A 14,657-nucleotide genomic window follows, 5' to 3' on the forward strand; every position below is an offset into this window, starting at 1 on the left:
GGCACGCGCGGATGCAGGGGCGCACGGCCCTATGGCGGCCGGCGCCGACCAGGGACCGTTGGAACAGCTCTTCGGCATGACGATCCGGCGGATTCCCACCACGCGACCGGTGGTCTCGCTGACCTTCGACGACACCAACGGCTACCTGGGGGCGCGAACGGCATGACCGTCGAGAAGGCCGCCGCCCGCGCCCTGGACGCGCTCATCCCCGGAGCGATTCTTCAGATACACGTCGGCACCCCCGGCACCGGCCCGGTCATCGACGCCCAAGCCCTCCCCGAGATCATCGACGCCGTGCAGGCCCGCGGCTGTCGGATCGTCGACCTGCGCACCCTCCTCGAGGGAGGCCGGGCAGGAGGTGAACAACCGCGTCACCGCTGACGGCTGCCCAGCCGGATGAAAACCCAGGCGCCTGACCGGTCGACAACGGTCACGGGATGAGCAGGGCCTTGCCCGGGACCGAGCGGGATTCGATCGCCCGGTGGGCGTCCGCCGCGTGGGACAGAGGGAACTCCCGTGCAATCACCGGCCGCAGCCGCCCCGCTGCCGCCTCGGTGAGGGCATGGGTCGCCAGCCGTACGATCTCAGGCGCCTCGAACTGCACATGCTCGATGCCCCGCAGGACGATGCCCCGCGCCCGTACGGTCTCCTCGTCGAGCTCCGCGAAATCGCCGCTCGACGCGCCATGGGCCGATACGCGTCCGCCGTCCGCCACCAACCCGAAGGCGTCGGTGCCGAGTTCGCCGCCGACCCCGTCCAGCAGGACGTCCACGGGGAGCCCGCCGAACGCCTCCCGCACCTGCTCGGTCCATCCGTCCTCCGAGTAGTCGACGACGGCGTCGGCGCCCAACCGCTTGACCAGCGCGAGCTTTTTCGCGCCCCGCGCGGCCCCGACGACCTGCGCCCCGGCCGAGTGCGCGAGCTGGACCAGCAGCGTGCCCATGCCGCCCGCGGCCCCCAGGATCAGCACCCGGTCGCCCGGCTTGATGCCGACACCCTCCACGATGCCGGTGCCGGTCACGCCGTCGTGCGCGAGAGCGGCTGCCTCCCGCAGGCCGAGGCCGTCGGGTACGGGTACCAGCCGGTCGACGCCGGTGCGCACGAGTTCGGCGTACGCACCGCGCGTTCCGGCCCCGGCCAGGACCCGGCGGCCGGTCCAGAACGGGTCCACGCCCGGCCCGACGGAGACAACGGTCCCCGCGGCCGCGCCACCTGGCACGTAGGGCGGGATGATGCCGAAGGCCTCGCCCCTGCCGCCGCGGATCTGCGTCTCGACGTAGATGGTGTCCACGGCCTCCGCCCGGACCACGACCTCCCCGTCCCCCGCCACCGGGTCCGGCACTTCCGCCGGCACCAGAACCTCGGGACCCCCGTATTCGGCCACTCGGATCGCACGCATGCAATTCTCCCCTCAATCCGGTCGCGACCGGAAGTACCAGCCGCTCGGTCAGGGCTTCAGTCTCAAACTTCAACCAAGGTTGATGTCAAGGCGCCAGGAAATCCGTCGGCGACCGCCGCGAGGGCCCAAGCGATCAGAGGCCGGGGCGAGAGCCGGTTCTGGAGACCGCCGCTGCGGCGCGGCGGCGGCCTCCAGAACCGGCCGGGCCTCGCATCCATGCCGCCGTAGGACAGCCCTGACAGCAGTTGCGGCCATGCGCGGCGACCGCACTCCTCACCGGCACCACCTGCCCAGGCGTGCCCGAAGTGACCGGCTTGTCAGTAAGTGGGAGTATTCGACTAGCCGCGGGATGGCGACACAGTCGTGCGCCATCACAGACTCAGGACAGGCAGGCCAGGTCATGGCGAAAAAGCCGAAGTCATCTCAGCCCTCGCACGGGGAGGGTCCGAGCCGGCACCAGGGGACCGAGCAGCACGGATGGGCCCCTGATGTGGACGAGACACGTCAGCAAGAGAACCCGAGCGCCCATCGCTCGTTCCATACCGAGGAGCACGCTCCCGGAAAGGGCTCGGGCAGGAAGGTCTCCCGCCAGGAGAAGAATCCTCCTCCGGGCACCGTCGCCGAGAGCGACAGCCGGCGGGGCGAGGAGTACGCCAAGGAGAGCGACGAAGAGGGTAGGCGCGAAACCGGGCGCAGGGGTCGCTCGCAGCGCCCCAGCGGTACCAAGGACGCCGAGGCCTTTACCGGCGTGGACCCGCAGGATCCCTCCGGGCAGCCCAGGAACGGTTAGGTTCCACGCGCGCAGTCGTCGGCGCTTTCCGGAAATGTCCGCCGCGCGGCGGCGGCTCGAGGAGCCGCCGCCACGCCATGTGCGCCGCCCGGCACGGGCTGGTGGTCAGCAGATCCGGGGCAGCTGCTCCCCGATCGGAAGATCGACCACTCGTGTGCCGCCCAGGCCCGTGCGGGCCACCACCATGCCGGGGTGCGCCTCCACGGCTTCGCCGATCACCGTCGCGCCCGCACCCAGCGGATGCGCTCGCATGGCGTCGAGGACCGCCTCCGCATGCTCTCGGGGGACGAACGCCACCAGCTTGCCCTCGTTGGCGACGTACATCGGATCGAGGCCCAGGACGGCGCAGGCATTGGCCACGGCGGACGGGACGGGCACGCTGCGCTCCTGGATGACGACGCCGGTGCCGGAGGCCGCCGCGATCTCGTTGAGGGCGGCGGCCAGCCCGCCGCGGGTGGGATCGCGCAGGACGTGAAGGTCCGGAGTCACCGCGAGCATGGCTTCCACAAGGCCGCCCAGGGCGGCGCAGTCACTTTCGATCTCCACGCCGAACTCCAGGCCCTCGCGGACGCTCATGATCGCGACGCCGTGGACGCCGATCGTCCCGCTGACGATCACGACGTCTCCTGGGACGACGCGCTGCGGACGCAGGTCGACGCCGGCCGGGATGAGGCCGATGCCGGCGGTGTTGATGAAGATCCCGTCGCCGTGACCGGCTTCGACGACCTTGGTGTCGCCGGTCGCCACTTCGACGCCGGCGGCGCGCGCGGCGGCTCCCATCGACTCCGCCACGCGTGCGACAACCGCGAGCTCGACGCCTTCCTCCAGAATGAACCCGCAGGACAGGTAGGCGGCCCGCGCACCGCTCATGGCCAGGTCGTTGACGGTGCCGTTGACCGCGAGGTCGCCGATACTGCCGCCGGGGAAGAACAGCGGCCGCACCACGAAGGAGTCGGTCGAGAAGGCCAGCCGGACGCCGCCCAGGGAGACCGCCGCGGAATCGCCCAGCTGTGAGAGCACATCCCCGCCGAAAGCGGGCGCGAACACGTTCTGGACCAGTTCCGCGGACATGGCGCCGCCACCGCCGTGGCCCATCACCACCCGGGGCTGGTCACGGAGCGGGGCCGGGCAGGTCCACGCCGTGAGGTCGGGTGCCCGGCGCTCGTCGCGGGCCTTCGTCGTGTCGGTGTCGGCTCCGACCGGCGCTCGGGTGGTCTCAGACAACGGGGCTCGCCTCCAGATCCAGAGATGCGGTCGCGATGTCGAGCCGCCGGTAGAGGTAGTAGGCGGCGCATGCGCCCTCGCTGGAGACCATGGTGGCTCCCAGCGGATTTCGGGGTGTGCAGATGGTGCCGAAGGCCTCGCACTCATGAGGCTTCAGCAGGCCCTGCAGAACCTCACCGCTTCGGCATTCGGCAGGCTCCCGGGTGTCGATGCCCGTGACCGAGAAGCGGTACTCGGCGTCGTAGTCCCGGTAACGGGAGGAGAGCCGCCAGCCGCTCCGGGGGATGACGCCGATGCCCCGCCAGGCGCGGTCGGTGACCTCGAACACGTCCTCCAGCATCGCCTGGGCGGCAGGGTTTCCTTCCGGCCGGACGGCACGGGGGTAGGCGTTGTCCACCTTGTGTTCGCCGCGTTCCAGTTGCAGGACGGTCCGGCGCACGCCTTCCAGGATGTCCAGCGGCTCGAATCCGGTGACCACGATCGGGACACGGAACCGTTCGGCCAGTTCCGGGTACTCCCCCACACCCATCACGCTGCACACGTGGCCGGCTGCCAGGAAGGCCTGGACCCGGCAGCTCGGGGACTGCATGATCGCCTCGATGGCCGGGGGTACCCGCACATGTGACACCAGCAGGCTGAAATTGGGGATCCCGAGCTTGCGCGCCTGATATACCGTCATCGCGTTGGGAGGCGCCGTCGTTTCGAAGCCGATCCCGAAGAACACCACCTCGCGCTCAGGGTTCTGCTGCGCGACCCGCAGGGCGTCGAGCGGGGAGTAGACAACCCGCACGTCTCCGCCTTCGCTGCGTACCTGGAACAGGTCGCGGCCGGTACCGGGGACACGAAGCATGTCGCCGAACGAACAGAAGATCACCTCGGGACGGGAGGCGATCTCCAGCGCCTTGTCGATGACCTCCAGCGGAGTGACGCACACCGGGCAGCCCGGTCCGTGAATCAGTTCCACCTGGTCCGGCAGGAGTTGGTCGATTCCGTGCCGGATGATGGTGTGCGTCTGTCCCCCGCAGACCTCCATCAGGGCCCACGGTCTGGTCACGGTGGCGTGGATGTCGTCGAGCAGGCGCCGCGCCAGGTCGGGGTCCTGAAATTCCTCGATGTACTTCACTGCTGTGCCTCCTGCGGTGTGTCACCGACGGCGGTGGGCAGCGGGGATCCGCTCGCCTCCGCGGCCTGTTCCCACGGATCGCCGAACTCCTCCTGGAGCATTCCGAGAGTCTCGAACAGCTCGAGCGTCTGTTTGGCCGACTCCTCGTCCAGGCGCTGCAGGGCAAATCCCACGTGGACGATGGCGTATTCGCCGACCTGGAGGTCCGGCAGGTACTCCAGGCACACGTCCTTGACCACGCCGCCGAAGTCGACGGTGGCCATTCGGGTGCCGTCCCGTTCCTCGATGTCCAGAACTCTGCCGGGTACCGCCAGGCACATGGGCTTCTCCTCGCTGTGGGTGATCACTTACCCGGCCCGTGCCGGGGTGCGGGCGTCAGTCCGCGGGGCCACGCCCGCGCTCTGTTGCGGTGCGGGCGGCCATCATGAGCTGACCGAGCGCCAGGCCCCCGTCGTTCGGGGGAATCCGGTGGTTGCGCAGGACCGTGAAGCCGTCCTCCCGCAGCGCCCCGGCGCAGATGGATGAGAGCAGGGCGTTGGCGAACACCCCGCCGGTCAGCGCGACGGTGTCCAGCCCGTGCCGCTCGCGCGCGAGGGCGCAGGTCCTTCGGACAAGGCCGGCCACCGACCGGTGGAAGCGTGCGGCGATGAGCGCCGCCGCGGTGCCCGCACGCACGTCGTCGACGACCGCTGCCAGTACGGGGGCGGCGTCCGCCGCCAGTGCGGCGTGGCCGCCCGTAGCCACAGGGCGCAGCGCGAACGCATAGCCGGCGTCCTCCTGCCGCGCGTTCTCCTGGTGCGCGGCCTCCTGCACCGCGTCCTCGTGCCCCCCGCGGTCGTGCCCCGCATCGCCGCATCCTGCCTCGTCATGGCCGGCGGCGACCAGCGCGGCGGCCTCCAACTCGACGGCTGCCTGCGCTTCGTAGCCGGCCCGGTGGCAGATGCCCGCAAGGGAGGAGACGGCGTCGAACAGCCGGCCCATGCTCGAGGTGGGAACGCAGTTGAGATTCCTTTCCAACTGGCGCTCCAGCAACCGGAGTTCCTCGGGAGGGCAGGCGGCCACACAGGGCAGGTCCGCCGTCCAGTCGATGCCCGCGGCTCGCAGATGCGCGAGCGCCATACGGTACGGCCGGTGTACCGAAGCGTCACCGCCCGGCAGCGGGACGTACGCGAGGTGCCCGAACCGGGTGAAGCCGGCGTAGTCCGCGAGCAGGATCTCCCCGCCCCACACCGCGCCGTCGTCGCCGTAGCCGGTGCCGTCGAACGCGACGCCGATCACCGGCCGGCTGCCGTCCAGGCCGTGTTCGGCCATGGCGGCCGCGACGTGGGCGTGATGGTGCTGCACGCGGACCACCTCCCTGCCCTCCGCGTGGCGCTCGGCCCACTGTCCGGAGCGGTACCGGGGATGCCGGTCGGCCGCCAGCAGCCGGGGTTTCACCCCGGTGATCGTCTCCAGCTGCCGTTCGGCACGCTCGAAGGCGTGCTGTGTGGCGAGGTCGTCCATGTCCCCGATGTGTGCGGACAACCAGGCCCTGCGCCCCTCGGCGAGAGCGAACGCGTTCTTCAGGTCGCCCCCCACCGCGAGGGACGGCCCGACGTCCACAGGCAGGGCGACCGGCAGGGGCGCGTAGCCACGTGCCCGGCGCACCGTCAGCCGTTCTCCGTCGCACACGCGCACCACCGAGTCGTCGCACGGCACGTGGATCGGACGGTCGTGCGTCAGCCAGGCGTCGGCCAGGTGGGCAAGTCGGTCCAGTGCCTCCGCGTCATCGGTGACGATCGGCTCGCCGGCCGTGTTTCCGCTGGTCATGACGAGTAGGCGGGGACCCGGAGAGTCGCCTGCCAGGCCCAGCAGCAGGTGGTGCAAGGGCGTGTACGGAAGCATCACGCCCAGGTCGGGACTGCCCGGGGCGACGGCGTCGGACGGCCGCAGGGCTCCCGGCCGCGCCGGACCGTCGCCGGCACGGCGACGCAGCAGGACGACGGGCCGGACGCCGCCGGTCAGCAGGGTCCGCTCCTCGGCGTTTACGTGCACGAGGTGTTCGATGTCGGCGATGTCCCGGACCATGAGGGCGAAGGGCTTGTCACCGCGGGCCTTGCGGCGGCGCAGCAGGGCCACGGCCCGGGTGTCGGTGGCGTCGCAGGCGAGGTGGTAGCCGCCGAGGCCCTTCACGGCGAGAATCGCGCCGCCGGACAGCATCCTGCGGGCCTCCGCGACGGGGTCCGAGCCGGATACGGGGCAGGGCGGGCGGCCGAGATCCGTGTCCGGCAGGAGGAGACGCAGCCGGGGCCCGCAGGCGGGGCAGGCGACCGGCTGCGCATGAAAGCGGCGGTCGGCCGGATCGGCGTACTCGCGGGCGCAGTCCGGGCACATGGGGAAGCCGGCCATGGTCGTGTGCGCCCGGTCGTACGGCAGGCCCGTGACGATGGTGAAACGCGGCCCGCAGTGCGTGCAGGTGATGAAGGGGTGGCGGTGGCGCCGGTCGGCCGGGTCGGCCAGCTCGGTGAGACAGTCGGCGCAGGTGGCCACGTCCGGGGAGACGAGCGTGCGAGCGGGTCCCTCCGACCGGGAGGCGGCGATGGCGAACCCGGCACCGCCCGCGGGAGGGACCTCCTGGTGGTCGACGGACTCAACTACCGCCAGCGGGGGCGCCTCTGTGGCGATCCGGTCGCAGAACCGGGCCACGGCGGACGCTGCGCCTTCGACCTCCGCGACGACCCCTTCGGCGGTGTTGGTGACATGACCGGCCAGATCCAGCCCCGTGGCCAGGGTGTACAGGAACGGCCGGAACCCGACACCTTGTACGACTCCCCGGACGGTGACCCGTCGGCGTTGCACCGCCTCGACGACTGCGATGCCTGTCCGTGGACTGATCACGAGCGGGTCTGCGTCACGGCGCCGGGGGCGGCCGTGAGGGTCAGCGACTCGTGCGGACCGGAATGCGTGTGGGTGTGCGTGTGCGTGCCGTCCTCGTGGTGGTGGGGTTCGCGCTGTTGCCGGGCCATCACCGGCGCATGGACTGCGCCGCCGTCCGCCGCCGCCATCGCCCGGTCGAGCAGGGCACCCGCGCCCTCGCCCCCGCGTGCGGAGGTCAGGAGCACCTCCACGCCCGGGTTGACCTGCTGGACATGCGCGCGGAACGCCGCTTCGTCGAACTCGACGGCGCCGGCGATGTCGGTCTTGGTGACCACCACGAGGTGGGCCAGGCCGAAGGCGGTGGGGTACTTCAGGGGTTTGTCCTCGCCCTCGGTCACCGAGGCGAGGACGACTCGCAAGGACTCACCCAGGTCGTAGGAGGCCGGACAAACCAGATTGCCGACGTTCTCCACGAAAAGCAGCCGGGTGCCCTCCGGCAGCCATGCCTCCAGATGGCGGCCCAGCATCCCGGCTTCCAGGTGGCACAGCCCGTCGGTGAGAACCTGTTTGACCGGTACGCCGGAGCGCGCCAGCCGGACGGCGTCGTTCTCGGTGGCGAGGTCGGCGGTCAGCGCGGCGACCGGCACTCCCCGTTCACGCGCGACAAGCAGCTCCCGTTCCAGCAGGGCGGTTTTGCCGCTCCCAGGGCTGGAGAGCAGGTTGACGACCGTGGTGCCGCGTGCGGCCAGTTCGGCGCGCAGGGTCTGGGCGGTTGCGTCGTTCTTGGCGAGTACCGCCTGCTGCAGGTCGACAACACGGCACATGGTTCAGCGCTCCTCGGAGATCGGTTCGCGGGGGCGTGCGTGCTCCTGGCCGTCCTGCCAGTGCACGCTGACGATCTGCAGCTCGCGGCCCGAGAGCAGCTCGGCGGTCGCCCCGCCGCATCCCGGGCAGCACAGTTGCGGCGGCAGGCCCACCGCCCATTCGTTGGCGCAGGGGGCGCAGCGGGCGCGGCCAGGCACGGCTTCCGCGACGAGTTCGGCGCCTTCCAGGACGGTTCCGGCGCAGGCCAGTTCGAAGCAGAAGGCGAGGGCGTCGGGAACGACTCCGGCGAGCTCTCCGACCTGGAGTCGTACGGACGTGACCGCCGTGACACCCCCGGCGGCCGCCGCCGCTTCCTCGACCTGGCCGACGACGGCCATCGCGATGGACATCTCGTGCATGGGTCTCCGTCCCGGCACCGGCCGATCCCCGCCGACCGCCACGCGGTCGGCCTGCTCGGCTTCATTACACGGCGGTGTTCCTGCGCAGGCGTACCGGCTCGCCGGGCTCATGGTCCGGGTACGCCGTTCGGTGCAGCGGCCGGCGGTGCAGCGCCGACAGCGGCGGGGGCGCGTTACATCCTGCGGATACGCAGGTAGCGCCTGATGTCGGGCAGGATCTGCTTCACGATGGCGGCGACGGCAGTGGCCGCGGCGGCGCCGCCGATGATGGACTTCTTCATGACCTTCTCCTCACTTCGCGGCCGGGCCGGCCGCGGCGGGTGGGACGGATGCTCGCTTCTCGCCTTCCAGAATCAGGCTGCAGACCAGTCGCACGGCTTCCGGCACCGCGGCCGCCACCATCGGGCTGAGCCCGATGCCCTCCTCGACGGAGGCGGGTTCGCACCCCACCACCAGCATGCGCCGCGGCGGGATGCCGCCGGTGCCGGCGCACAGGGTTTCCAGCAGTGCCAGGACCGCGTCGGGGGACATGCGGTGGCCGTCGAGCAGAGCCTCCTGCGGTTCGATACCGCCGGGCGTATCGGCCTCGATCAGGTACACGGTTCCGGGGGCGCCGCCCCGTGCGGTGGCGTCGACCAGGATGAGCGTGTCGTACCCGTCGAGCAGCTGGTAGGCGAGGTGCACGCCGCGTACGCCGATGTCGACGGCCTCGACGTGCTCGGGCAGCCCCAGCGTTGACAGGCTGCGCACGGTCTCGACGCCGAAGCCGTCGTCGCCGAGGAAGATGTTGCCGACACCCGCGACCAGGGTCCGGGCGCTCGCCCGCGGAGGGAGGTTCACGCGTCCTCCAGGGGTGCAACCTCGTCGGGCTGGAAGTACAGGAACCGGCCCTGCTCACGGCGGATGTCGGCACCCGGATCGCCTTCCACGGTCACCGCCAGGTGCACTCCCCCGTCGACGTCGTGCAGTACCGCTTCCACTTGGGCGCTTCGCCCGTGCAGGAACAGGTCCTGGGCGTCGGTGCGGCGCAGGCCGGGCCGCAGCAGCACGCGGCTGCCGGCGCCCACCGGCCGGCCGTCGACCATGACCTGGTCGCGCTCCGGGTCGACGCTGTCGTCGCCCGCCGGATCCCACCACGGAGTGTCCGGCCGGACGACGCCGTGCGCGTCGGAGAGTTCAGGTACTTCCGGGGGGCCCGGCCGCGACCCGGTCGCGCCCGGTTCGGTGATCTCCCGGAGGGCTCGCACCGCGCCGTGCAGACGCTCCAGCACCTCGGCCGGCATCGACTCGGCCAGGTCGATCACGGCGGCCGCCTTCTCGTCGGTCCCGCGGGCTTCGCGCTTCTCCTGGTCGGTGAGAGCCGCCGTGCGCAACGCGAGGATTTCGTCGATCTCGGTCGCGTCGTAGAGCGCTCCGGGGCTCTCCGGGGCGATGGCCGGGTGGTCCTCCAGGATGATCGGGGAGGAAAGCATCAGGTCCGCGCGGCCGGGTTCGGCGGCGAGGACCGGCCAGGTGTGCAGGTTCCGGCAGGACGCGACCGCTCCCGTGGCCCACTCGGGCGGATCGGTCATAGAGAGGAAGGAGCCCGCGCTGAGGCACAGCAGGAGGTGGGAGGCGACCAGCGAGCGCGGGAGCGCGGCGTCGCGGTCGGCGGTCTCGCTCTCCGGCTTCCACGTGCTGGTGTTCTCCACCACCGCGGTCAGCCGCATCACCCGGTAGGGGCCGTCGAGTTCACGCGCCGACAGCCGCACGGCACCGGTGATCTCCTCACAGCGGCGGATCAGCCGCCCGACCTGCCGGCCGGCCGCGTCGAGGACGGGTTCGGTCTCCTCGCGGGCGGGACGGGTGAAGGGGACGGTCACGCCGTCACCGGCCAGCTCGGCCACCGTGGTGACCACCTCGACGCGCTCTTCTGCGCCCTCGTCCCACGGGACCAGTACACGGTCGTCGAGATGCAGTTCGGGCACCGTCTCGAAGGTCCCGTCCGGGCAGGCCTTCTGCACGGTCCGCCGCTGTGCGTGCAGGAACCGCAGCTGGACCGAGAGGGTCGCGCCTGCCTTCGGTTCCAACAGGCATTCGGTGTGCTGGAATTCGTGCTCCTCGCACGTGGCTCCCCAGGCGGGCGGTACGAGCACCCCGAACTGCCAGCGCAGCCGGTTCTTGGCCGCCGACGCCCGGTACGGGTACAGCACGTAGCCCTCGAAGAGCACGGCGTCCGCCACCTGACGGGCGGTGGTGAGGCGGGACTCCGTCTCCGGGGTGAACACGGCTGTCGTCACGGCGCTGTCCTCTCGGTGAGTCGCGGCAGTGCGGCGCCGGACAGAGCACGGGCCGGCGGCTGGGGGTCAGGAGGGCCGGCCGCGTCCAGGAGTACGCGGAGCGTCGCCTCCCAGGACGGCAGCGCCCGCCGCGAACGGAACGCGAGCAGGGCTTCCATGGTGTCGCGGGGAAGCCTGATCCAGCCGCAGCCCGGGAAGTGCTGCTGGACCATCTCCTGCCACACCTCCACCGGCATCCGGTAGGACGCCTCCCGGTCCCACGGCACCGGCTCGACGTGGAAGCCGCCGGCTCCGGTGAATGCCGTACCGGAGAAGAGCATCAGCAACGGCACTTCGCCGGCCGAGAGCGCGCCGAAGTACCGGGTCGCCGCGATGTCCATGTCGTAGGTGCAGGGCACCACAAGGTCGGTCTCCGTCTCTCCGGTGAAGCCCGGAACCATGAGCGGGACCTGTGCGAACTGCACCGGCTGGAGCGTGCTGCCCCAGCGCGAGCGCTCACCGAACAGGTCCGCGAGTCCGTCGGCCTCCGCGGCCTCGTAACCGCGCCGGGCCGGCTCGATGCGGATCTGGCAGCGCAGGGCGAGGGCGTGCACCCGGGCGCCCTCTGACGCGGTGATGCGCAACCGGAAGACGAGGGTGGGGCCGGCGGCGTGCTGGTCGGCGCGTACACCCGTACAGGTGAAGGAGAACTCCGTCACGGCCGGTACTCCTGCCGTACCGTCCGGGCGCGTTGCCGGACTAGCTCGAAGAACGCCTCCAAGTCGGCCCGGGCCTCGGCCCCGCCGTCGAAGCCCTGCCACAGCAGCCGCATCCGCCCGACCAGTTCGTAGCACATGTCGATCGGAACCAGATAGCACTCGGTCCGGCCTTCGGAGCGGCGCAACAGCAGCGCCTCGACATCGGGTTCGAGCAGTTCGGCCAGCGGGGTGCCGCCCAGTACGGTCTGCCAGGTCGACGGGTCGAGCTCGCTCTCGGTGGCGCCGGCCGGGCTCGGGTAGAGCGCGACCAGCCGGTCGAGCGCGGCGTTGCGGAAGAAGAAGGCGACGCTGACAGGGATCTGCAGGAGTTCCCAGGCGCCGTCGTCGAGCTGGTGACCGGGGTCGGCGAGACAGCGGTCGGGAACCGTACGGAAGCGGCCGCCGGCCGCTCCCGGCTGCTCGAACAGGACGGCGCACGGGATACAGGCGCAGGCCAGCGCCCGCTTGTCCGTGTCCACGAGGTGGCGGTGGCTGTCGTCGGCGACAGCCACCCCGCACAGCTCGCACCGCTCCGGGCGGGGCGGACGCTCGGTCAGGAAGCGGCGCAGCCCCCGGACCTGCGCGGGGGGCTGCGGCCACACCTGGGGCGCGCTCACGGCGCCTTCGCCGAGGCCGGTCCGGAGGCGCCGACGGGGCCGCCGGTGGGCGGACGGGTCGCGATCTGGAGCAGGGCCGGTTCCTTGTCCGCGGCGGCCGCCGCGTCCAGTTCGACCTTGGTCACCTCCGGCGCGAAGCACGTGAGGGCGTCCTCGACGGCCTGCTGGGCCGCCGCGCCCGTGGACGGGCAGCCGCAGCCCGAGCCGGCGGCGGACCGAAGGCGAAGCGTGCCGGTCGCGTCGTCGAAGCTCACCATCTCGACGGTGTGGCCGGCGACGCTGTCCAGGGCGCGCGAGATCCGGGTGGTGGTGTCCTCCGGGTGCAGGTCGTGCAGGACCAGGAGGCTGGAGACCAGTTCATCCGCCAGCAGCCCGCCCAGGGCGCCGCCGCCGGGTGTCCTGGCGGCGGGGACGTCCAGCAGTGCGACGATCCGGGCGAGTCCGGCACCGTAGAAGTCCATCAGGACGCGCACCAGTTCCTCGGCCGCGACGCACGCCTCCTGGTCGCCGCCGTCGGTCAGGCGGTCGAGTACCTCTTCTACGCGCCGCCCGGCCTGCTCCGCGTTCACCGGCCTGGCCGGCGCGTGGGCCGGCCGGGCGGCGGTGTCGGCTGCCGCGCTCATCCGGCCAGGCCGCTCAGGCCGGTGGGCACGTGCATCTTCTGCACGGTCTTGCCCCCGCCCACGTACATGTGGACGCCGCACGGCAGACAGGGGTCGAAGCTGCGCACGGCGCGCATGATGTCGATGCCCTTGAAGTTCTCCGGCGTGTTCTCCTCGAAGATCGGCGTGTTCTGCACGGCGTCCTCGTACGGGCCGGGTGTTCCGTAGCTGTCCCGGGTGCTGGCGTTCCACGGGGTCGGTGGGTAGGGGTGGTAGTTGGCGATCTTCCCGTCCCGGATCACCATGTGGTGCGAGAGGACACCGCGTACGGCCTCGGTGAACCCGACCCCGATGCTCTCGTCCGGCACCTCGAACTTCTCCCACGTCTGGGTACGTCCGGCGCGTACCTCCTCCAGCCCCTTCTCCACGAAGTGCAGCGCCACGGCGGCGGTGTAGGCCTGGAAGTAGGTGCGGGCACGGTTGCGTTCCAGCGCGTTGCTCCAGCGCGGGATCTTCCACTCGAAGCGGGTCTCGGGCTTGGTCATCGTGCGCGGCAGGTTGATGACCACGCTGTTGCCGGTGGCCTTGACGTACCCGGTGTCGACGAGGCCGGACAACGCGGTCGACCACAGACGGGCGATGGGGCCACCGCCGGTGTCGAGCGCCAGGTAGTCCTTGCCGTCGAACCAGCGGGGGGCCATCACCCAGCTGTAGTTGCCGTTGAAGTCCCGCTTCTGGGGGGCGGGGATCGTGTGCTGGTTCCAGGGGTGACGTGGGTCGACCGGGTTGCCGAGCGGGTCGCGGGTGACGAACTGCTCCTGGCCCTCCCAGTCCTCGTAGTAGGAACTGCCCAGCAGGATCCGGATGCCGAGGTTGATCTCGGTGAGGTCGTTGGTGATCAGATTGCCGTCGACGATGATGCCCGGGGTGACGAACATCCGCCGTCCCCAGTCGGTCATGTTGGCGTAAGTGAAATCGCAGTACTCGGGGTCGTTGAGCGCTCCCCAGCAGCCGAGGAGGACGCGCCGGCGGCCGACCTCCTCGTACCCGGGCAGGGCCTCGTAGAAGAAGTCGAACAGGTCGTCGTGCAGGGGGACTACGCGCTTCATGAACTCCACGTAGCGCATGAGGCGGGTGAGGTAGTCCGTGAAGAGCTGGACGGAGGCGATGGTGCCCACGCCGCCCGGGTAGAGCGTGGACGGGTGCACATGGCGGCCCTCCATCAGGCAGAACATCTCCCGCGTGTAGCGGCTCACCTGGAGGGCTTCGCGGTAGAACTCGCCCTCGATGGGGTTGAGCGAGCGCATGATGTCGGCGATCGTGCGGTAGCCGTGGTCTCCGGCGTGCGGGGCCTCGGTGCGCTCGGCCAGTTCCAGGACGCCCGGGTTGGTCTCGCGGACCATCTTCTCGCAGTAGTCGACCCCGACCAGGTTCTCCTGGAAGATGTTGTGGTCGAACATGTACTCTGCGGACTCACCGAGGTTGATGATCCACTCGGCCAGGTGCGGGGGCCGCACGCCGTAGGCCATGTTCTGTGCGTACACCGAGCATGTGGCGTGGTTGTCGCCGCAGATGCCGCAGATGCGGCTGGTGATGAAGTGCGCGTCCCGGGGGTCCTTGCCGCGCATGAAGACGCTGTAGCCGCGGAAGACGGACGAGGTGCTGTAGCACTCCGCCACCCGTTTCTGCTTGAAGTCGATCTTTGTGTGGATACCGAGACTGCCCACGATCCGGGTGATCGGATCCCAGGCCATCTCCACCAGGCCGCTGCCGTTGCCGGCCGTTGTCGTCGTTGCCATCGTGTGTG

At 70.9% G+C, this 14,657-nt stretch carries 15 protein-coding genes; 2 read left to right on the plus strand and 13 right to left on the minus strand.

The features are described 5' to 3' along the window. Nucleotides 1-162 precede the first annotated feature (162 nt). Nucleotides 163-381: a hypothetical protein gene (locus AB0M62_RS28910; RefSeq protein WP_366077248.1), complete on the plus strand. Its 219-nt coding sequence runs from the start codon at nt 163-165 to the stop codon at nt 379-381. Nucleotides 382-430: 49 nt separating this feature from the next. Here the strand turns inward: AB0M62_RS28910 and AB0M62_RS28915 are convergent, their stop codons facing one another. After that, nucleotides 431-1,399 carry a zinc-binding dehydrogenase gene (locus tag AB0M62_RS28915; protein ID WP_366077250.1) on the minus strand — a complete coding sequence of 323 codons (969 nt, stop codon included), beginning with the start codon at nt 1,397-1,399 and terminating at the stop codon, nt 431-433. A gap of 490 nt (nt 1,400-1,889) precedes the next feature. Here AB0M62_RS28915 and AB0M62_RS28920 point away from each other — a divergent pair, with 490 nt between their 5' ends. Further along, nucleotides 1,890-2,189, plus strand: a complete 300-nt coding sequence (locus AB0M62_RS28920) for a hypothetical protein (protein WP_366077251.1) — start codon at nt 1,890-1,892, stop codon at nt 2,187-2,189. A gap of 105 nt (nt 2,190-2,294) precedes the next feature. On the opposite strand, the gene hypE is transcribed toward AB0M62_RS28920, so the two are convergent. The 12 genes from hypE to AB0M62_RS28980 all read right to left on the minus strand — a co-directional run bounded on the left by hypE (nt 2,295) and on the right by AB0M62_RS28980 (nt 14,649). Beyond that, nucleotides 2,295-3,413, minus strand: a complete 1,119-nt coding sequence (gene hypE, locus AB0M62_RS28925) for a hydrogenase expression/formation protein HypE (RefSeq protein ID WP_366077252.1) — start codon at nt 3,411-3,413, stop codon at nt 2,295-2,297. Then, nucleotides 3,406-4,536 (minus strand): hydrogenase formation protein HypD, encoded by a 1,131-nt coding sequence (hypD, locus tag AB0M62_RS28930; protein ID WP_366077253.1) that lies wholly within the window; start codon nt 4,534-4,536, stop codon nt 3,406-3,408. Before hypD ends, hypE begins: the two co-directional genes overlap by 8 nt. Beyond that, nucleotides 4,533-4,856: a HypC/HybG/HupF family hydrogenase formation chaperone gene (locus tag AB0M62_RS28935; protein WP_366077254.1), complete on the minus strand. Its 324-nt coding sequence runs from the start codon at nt 4,854-4,856 to the stop codon at nt 4,533-4,535. The genes hypD and AB0M62_RS28935 overlap by 4 nt, the downstream gene beginning before the upstream one ends. A gap of 55 nt (nt 4,857-4,911) precedes the next feature. Next, nucleotides 4,912-7,413, minus strand: a complete 2,502-nt coding sequence (gene hypF, locus AB0M62_RS28940; RefSeq protein ID WP_366077256.1) for a carbamoyltransferase HypF — start codon at nt 7,411-7,413, stop codon at nt 4,912-4,914. After that, nucleotides 7,410-8,216, minus strand: coding sequence for a hydrogenase nickel incorporation protein HypB (gene hypB, locus AB0M62_RS28945; protein WP_366077257.1), 807 nt, complete (start codon nt 8,214-8,216; stop codon nt 7,410-7,412). Before hypB ends, hypF begins: the two co-directional genes overlap by 4 nt. Before the next feature lie 3 nt (nt 8,217-8,219). Next, the gene (locus AB0M62_RS28950; RefSeq protein WP_366077258.1) at nt 8,220-8,615 is read right to left on the minus strand and encodes a hydrogenase maturation nickel metallochaperone HypA; all 396 of its coding nucleotides are present in this window, start codon (nt 8,613-8,615) and stop codon (nt 8,220-8,222) included. 291 nt (nt 8,616-8,906) lie between these two features. After that, nucleotides 8,907-9,455, minus strand: coding sequence for a hydrogenase maturation protease (locus tag AB0M62_RS28955; RefSeq protein ID WP_366077259.1), 549 nt, complete (start codon nt 9,453-9,455; stop codon nt 8,907-8,909). Continuing rightward, nucleotides 9,452-10,894: a hypothetical protein gene (locus AB0M62_RS28960; RefSeq protein ID WP_366077260.1), complete on the minus strand. Its 1,443-nt coding sequence runs from the start codon at nt 10,892-10,894 to the stop codon at nt 9,452-9,454. The genes AB0M62_RS28955 and AB0M62_RS28960 overlap by 4 nt, the downstream gene beginning before the upstream one ends. Then, the gene (locus tag AB0M62_RS28965) at nt 10,891-11,592 is read right to left on the minus strand and encodes a DUF6084 family protein (protein WP_366077261.1); all 702 of its coding nucleotides are present in this window, start codon (nt 11,590-11,592) and stop codon (nt 10,891-10,893) included. The genes AB0M62_RS28960 and AB0M62_RS28965 overlap by 4 nt, the downstream gene beginning before the upstream one ends. Then, complete coding sequence (locus tag AB0M62_RS28970) at nt 11,589-12,248, minus strand: DUF5947 family protein (RefSeq protein ID WP_366077262.1); 660 nt, start codon at nt 12,246-12,248, stop codon at nt 11,589-11,591. The genes AB0M62_RS28965 and AB0M62_RS28970 overlap by 4 nt, the downstream gene beginning before the upstream one ends. After that, nucleotides 12,245-12,871, minus strand: coding sequence for a hypothetical protein (locus AB0M62_RS28975; RefSeq protein ID WP_366077263.1), 627 nt, complete (start codon nt 12,869-12,871; stop codon nt 12,245-12,247). Before AB0M62_RS28975 ends, AB0M62_RS28970 begins: the two co-directional genes overlap by 4 nt. Beyond that, nucleotides 12,868-14,649, minus strand: a complete 1,782-nt coding sequence (locus AB0M62_RS28980) for a nickel-dependent hydrogenase large subunit (RefSeq protein WP_366077264.1) — start codon at nt 14,647-14,649, stop codon at nt 12,868-12,870. Before AB0M62_RS28980 ends, AB0M62_RS28975 begins: the two co-directional genes overlap by 4 nt. Between the last annotated feature and the right edge of the window lie 8 nt (nt 14,650-14,657).

Source organism: Streptomyces sp. NPDC051219, from assembly GCF_040682335.1.
Classification (GTDB): domain Bacteria; phylum Actinomycetota; class Actinomycetes; order Streptomycetales; family Streptomycetaceae; genus Streptomyces.

Bases quoted from the DNA above. Each gene is read 5' to 3' on its own strand.
- AB0M62_RS28915 (WP_366077250.1), bottom strand. From the start codon at position 1,399: ATGCGTGCGATCCGAGTGGCCGAATACGGGGGTCCCGAGGTTCTGGTG.
- hypB (WP_366077257.1), bottom strand. From the start codon at position 8,216: ATGTGCCGTGTTGTCGACCTGCAGCAGGCGGTACTCGCCAAGAACGAC.
- AB0M62_RS28980 (WP_366077264.1), bottom strand. From the start codon at position 14,649: ATGGCAACGACGACAACGGCCGGCAACGGCAGCGGCCTGGTGGAGATG.
- AB0M62_RS28935 (WP_366077254.1), bottom strand. From the start codon at position 4,856: ATGTGCCTGGCGGTACCCGGCAGAGTTCTGGACATCGAGGAACGGGAC.
- AB0M62_RS28950 (WP_366077258.1), bottom strand. From the start codon at position 8,615: ATGCACGAGATGTCCATCGCGATGGCCGTCGTCGGCCAGGTCGAGGAA.
- AB0M62_RS28910 (WP_366077248.1), top strand. From the start codon at position 163: ATGACCGTCGAGAAGGCCGCCGCCCGCGCCCTGGACGCGCTCATCCCC.
- AB0M62_RS28975 (WP_366077263.1), bottom strand. From the start codon at position 12,871: ATGAGCGCGGCAGCCGACACCGCCGCCCGGCCGGCCCACGCGCCGGCC.